This window comes from Mycobacterium sp., assembly GCF_051006775.1.
Lineage (GTDB): Bacteria > Actinomycetota > Actinomycetes > Mycobacteriales > Mycobacteriaceae > Mycobacterium.
Genome location: NZ_JBPCSX010000229.1, coordinates 1 through 3,504 on the forward strand (window position 1 = coordinate 1; position 3,504 = coordinate 3,504).

Here is a 3,504-nt window from a genome sequence, read left to right on the forward strand (position 1 = left end):
CTGCACAACCGTCCTCGAGGGCAGCACCTTCCGCTGGAAGTGTCTCGTCAAGTCCTAGCCGTAGCCGGCTGTCGTGGGCCGACGGATTGTTGGCGGATCACCCAGCCGGCGGTCGGATCCAGCGCCAGCCCCAGGACGTCGACGGCCTCGAATGCGCTCAACGGAACCGTGCCCAGCTCGCGCTGGGTGGTCAGATACGCGGTGCCGGTCCACCCGTTGCTCATGGCGAGGAGGTGGGCGCCGTCCTGGCCGGGATTGGTGGAGTCATAGATAACCGCCCCGTGTTCCTTCAGCGCACGCAACACCACCTGCGTCGCCGCGGCGTAGCCGGAGACGTCGAAGTCGGACCGCAGCCGCAGCACGGTGCCCATCGGGACGCCGTCGGGGTTGGTGCCGGTGCCGTCGCCGGAACGGGCCGGCCAGGTGTAGCCGGTGCCACGATCCTTGGCGATGCTGATACCGAGCATGTGGTCGATGGCTCCGCGGTCCAGATCGTCCGGTCGCAGGATCAGTGGTAGGTAGGGCAGCCGGCTGGCATTGGCCGCTCCGATGGCCGGGTACAGCGGGTTGCTCATGTCGTAGTGCACACCCGCCTCCGCGATCCACGCCGAGCCGTACTGGCTGGCGTAGATCGCGTTGGCCAGCGCGTCCCCGACACTGTTGGCCGGCAGTTCGACCCCGTTGGCGACGTTGTAGAGCTCCTGGGAAATGCAGGTTCCTTCCTGGAAGACCAACAGGTGACGGTCCCAGGCCGGGATGTTCGGCATACCCTCGACGATCGGGTAGTCCGGGATCGCGTACGGCCGGTCGTCGATGGCGGGCCCGCTCGTGGCCAGCCCGCGGTTGAAGATGACCGTCTCGACCGGCCGGTCGGCGGCGACGATGTTCACCGGCATGCCCCCGGTACTGCCCATCCAGGGGTCCCGACCCCATGCTGCGCGAAGGGTTCCACCGAGCAGGGTGGTCCATGTGGTCGAGGTGGCAAGCACCGGCAGCGAGCTGACGTCGGCATGGAACACGGTGTTCGCCGGCATCAACGTGCAGCCGCAGAAGGTCGACAATGCGCCGGCTGGTGCCTGCTGCCCAATGCTGATGGTGACGGGTACTGCCACGATGCCGCCGTATCCGTCGTCGATGGTGACGGTGAAGAAATCTTGACCATTGGCACCGGCGAGCGCGGAGGGGTCTGGGGTATAGCTGAAATCACCTGTGGCAGAAACGGTTACCGCACCATATGTTGTTGCTGTGCCGCCGCTGTAGCTCAGTGTGTCGCCGTTGGCATCGCTGCCGATGACGGCGCCGAGGATCACGCCGCTGATCGGATCGGGGGAGCTCGTCCGCACCGTTGCGGTCGGCGCATTGTTGAACGGCGCGACGGTGACGCTGACCGAACTGGTGCTGCGGTGTCCGCTTTCGCCGAGTAATCCGAAGGTCAGCATATTGAGCAGGCCCGATAGACCGTGGAGATGCAATCCGCTGTCTGCGTCGCTCACGGTGACTCTGAAACTGTCGGTGTAACCGGTGTGCGCGGCCAACGGGTCCGCGGTGTAGGTGTACTGCCCGGCGCCGACCTCGACTCGTCCACGGGTTGGCGCGAGGGTGACCGCCACACCTATGGTTTCGCTGTCCGGATCGGCCACCTCGAGTGTCCCGCTGATGACACCGGTGGGGGACTGGCCGGTTTGCGACCCGATGATCCGGGGTGTGGTGTTGGCGACGAACGCGGTGACCGGGTCGACGGCCGAGGTGCTGCGCGCGGCGGATTTACGCGAGGTGTTCATCGGGTGCCGCCGAGCAGTTGCAGCCGGTGGGCTCAGCTGCTGAACGGATCGCGTGGCGTGGGTCGGTTGGTGGCGTGGTGATCGGGCGGTGGCACCGGCGGAATCGTCGGCGCCGGCAACGCCTCCGGCTGTGAAACCCAGGGCAATACCGATTCCCAGCGCGATTGCCAGTCCGCCGGTCCGGCCCACATATGCTGCGGCGATCACTCAAGGCCCCCTTTGCCAGGGGCTACTTTATCGCGGGGTGTGGGAAATTCCTAGTTACCCGGCGGGGTCATCTTTACCGGTGAAGATCTCCTTAGCCTTGCCCAGGGCATGGGTGGCGATCTCGGTGGCATCGTCGACGATGTCGCTGACGCCGCCGGCGATATCACCCTTGAGTACCTTGCCGGCACCTTCGGCGATCTCCGCGGACTTGCCGACGGCATGGGCGGCAACTTCCTTGGCTGCGTTGAGTGCGTCCTTGGGATCGAAAGCCATGGGGTCCTCCTGATATCGCGGGAATGTGGTTCGACAGTAGCTCTCATCGCGCGAGAATCAGCCGCGATGACTCGAGCACGTGACCCGCTGCAGCCGTTTCCGCGCGATCCGGGCCGGCCGAGAAATGCGCGTTTCTTTACCCCTACACGGTGTTGACGTTGACTCTCAGCCCGGGAATCAGTAACCCGGAGCAGGGTGCAAAGCCCAGGGTGGTGTCGTCACCGTCGTCGGGGTGGACGACCGTGTCGTCTCCGTAGATCTCGAAGATCTGTCTTTCCAGGCCGGCCATTGGGGAGTCGAACTTCGTCGGACTTGTTGTCCGCCCCGGGCCGCGAGGAAGGCCGCAGTCGGCCCGCAACCGCAAAAGTCGCTTCCTTTCGATCTAAAGCAGCTCATGCGGTAGAAATGAACGCGATCAGCAAACTGCAAACAATCCGAAGTAGGGTGGCGATGACGCAGGGGATACCGCTTGAGAATGCCACTCTGCGTGGGAGGGAAGTCATTTCGACCCCGGTCGGTGACATCGCGCTTGTTGACAACTATTTCGACGACGATGCCTCCACGCTGCTCTATGACGAGATGGACTACCAGCGGGCCGCCCAGTCCTACCTGTGGAGTACTCCACTGGTCAGCGTGACCACTTGGCGCGACCGGCAGGCTCTGGCCTACGGGGTAACCAGCGAGACCGACTTCGTGGTGCTGCGGTCGTTGAAGGAGAAGCGCGGGATCGTAACGGCCAACCTGACCACGCCCTACATCTTCAATTTCATCAGCCTCAAGGACGGGCCGCTGGAGATCGAGTACCCGGCCGGGCAGACAGCCGGCGGTGTCATGGACTTCTGGCAACGCCCGGTTGCCGATCTCGGACTGACCGGCCCGGATCAGGGACAGGGCGGCAGATACATCATCGTTGGCCCCGAGCAGAATCCCGAGGCCTTCGATAAGCCTGGCTACTTCGTGCGCCAAAGCGCTACGAACAACATCGGAGTCCTGCTGCGCATCCTCGACAAGGACCCGGTCTACTACGACTTGTTCAAGACAACCATGAAGATGGGGCGTATCGGGCGGTCGCTTGCGGCATGCCGGTTCATCGAGGACAAGGACGTCGAGTGGAGTGCCACCGCGTCGCGCGGCTTGGACTACTGGCGCACCTTGGCCGGTGTGCTCAGCGAGGAGCCTGTCCGTGCGGTGGACAAGGCGTGGATGGCGATGCTGGTGCCGCTGGGCATCGAAACGGGTAAGG

The 3,504-nt window shown here is 64.3% G+C and carries 4 protein-coding genes; 1 reads left to right on the forward strand and 3 read right to left on the reverse strand.

Going from position 1 to position 3,504, the window contains the following annotated elements; genetic code table 11:
• Window positions 1–47 precede the first annotated feature (47 nt).
• The 3 genes from ACR2JI_RS16215 to ACR2JI_RS16225 all read right to left on the reverse strand — a co-directional run bounded on the left by ACR2JI_RS16215 (window position 48) and on the right by ACR2JI_RS16225 (window position 2,550).
• Window positions 48–1,781 carry a cadherin-like domain-containing protein gene (locus ACR2JI_RS16215; RefSeq protein ID WP_526391791.1) on the reverse strand — a complete coding sequence of 578 codons (1,734 nt, stop codon included), beginning with the start codon at window positions 1,779–1,781 and terminating at the stop codon, window positions 48–50.
• 261 nt (window positions 1,782–2,042) lie between these two features.
• Complete coding sequence (locus ACR2JI_RS16220; protein WP_526391794.1) at window positions 2,043–2,261, reverse strand: Rv1893 family protein; 219 nt, start codon at window positions 2,259–2,261, stop codon at window positions 2,043–2,045.
• A gap of 142 nt (window positions 2,262–2,403) precedes the next feature.
• Window positions 2,404–2,550, reverse strand: coding sequence for a hypothetical protein (locus tag ACR2JI_RS16225; RefSeq protein ID WP_526391796.1), 147 nt, complete (start codon window positions 2,548–2,550; stop codon window positions 2,404–2,406).
• Window positions 2,551–2,711: 161 nt separating this feature from the next.
• Between ACR2JI_RS16225 and ACR2JI_RS16230 the strand changes: the two genes are divergently transcribed.
• The coding region (locus ACR2JI_RS16230; RefSeq protein WP_526391798.1) for a DUF1254 domain-containing protein at window positions 2,712–3,504 on the forward strand (793 nt) is incomplete at its 3' end.

Bases quoted from the DNA above. Each gene is read 5' to 3' on its own strand.
- ACR2JI_RS16215 (WP_526391791.1), bottom strand. From the start codon at position 1,781: ATGAACACCTCGCGTAAATCCGCCGCGCGCAGCACCTCGGCCGTCGAC.
- ACR2JI_RS16220 (WP_526391794.1), bottom strand. From the start codon at position 2,261: ATGGCTTTCGATCCCAAGGACGCACTCAACGCAGCCAAGGAAGTTGCC.
- ACR2JI_RS16225 (WP_526391796.1), bottom strand. From the start codon at position 2,550: ATGGCCGGCCTGGAAAGACAGATCTTCGAGATCTACGGAGACGACACG.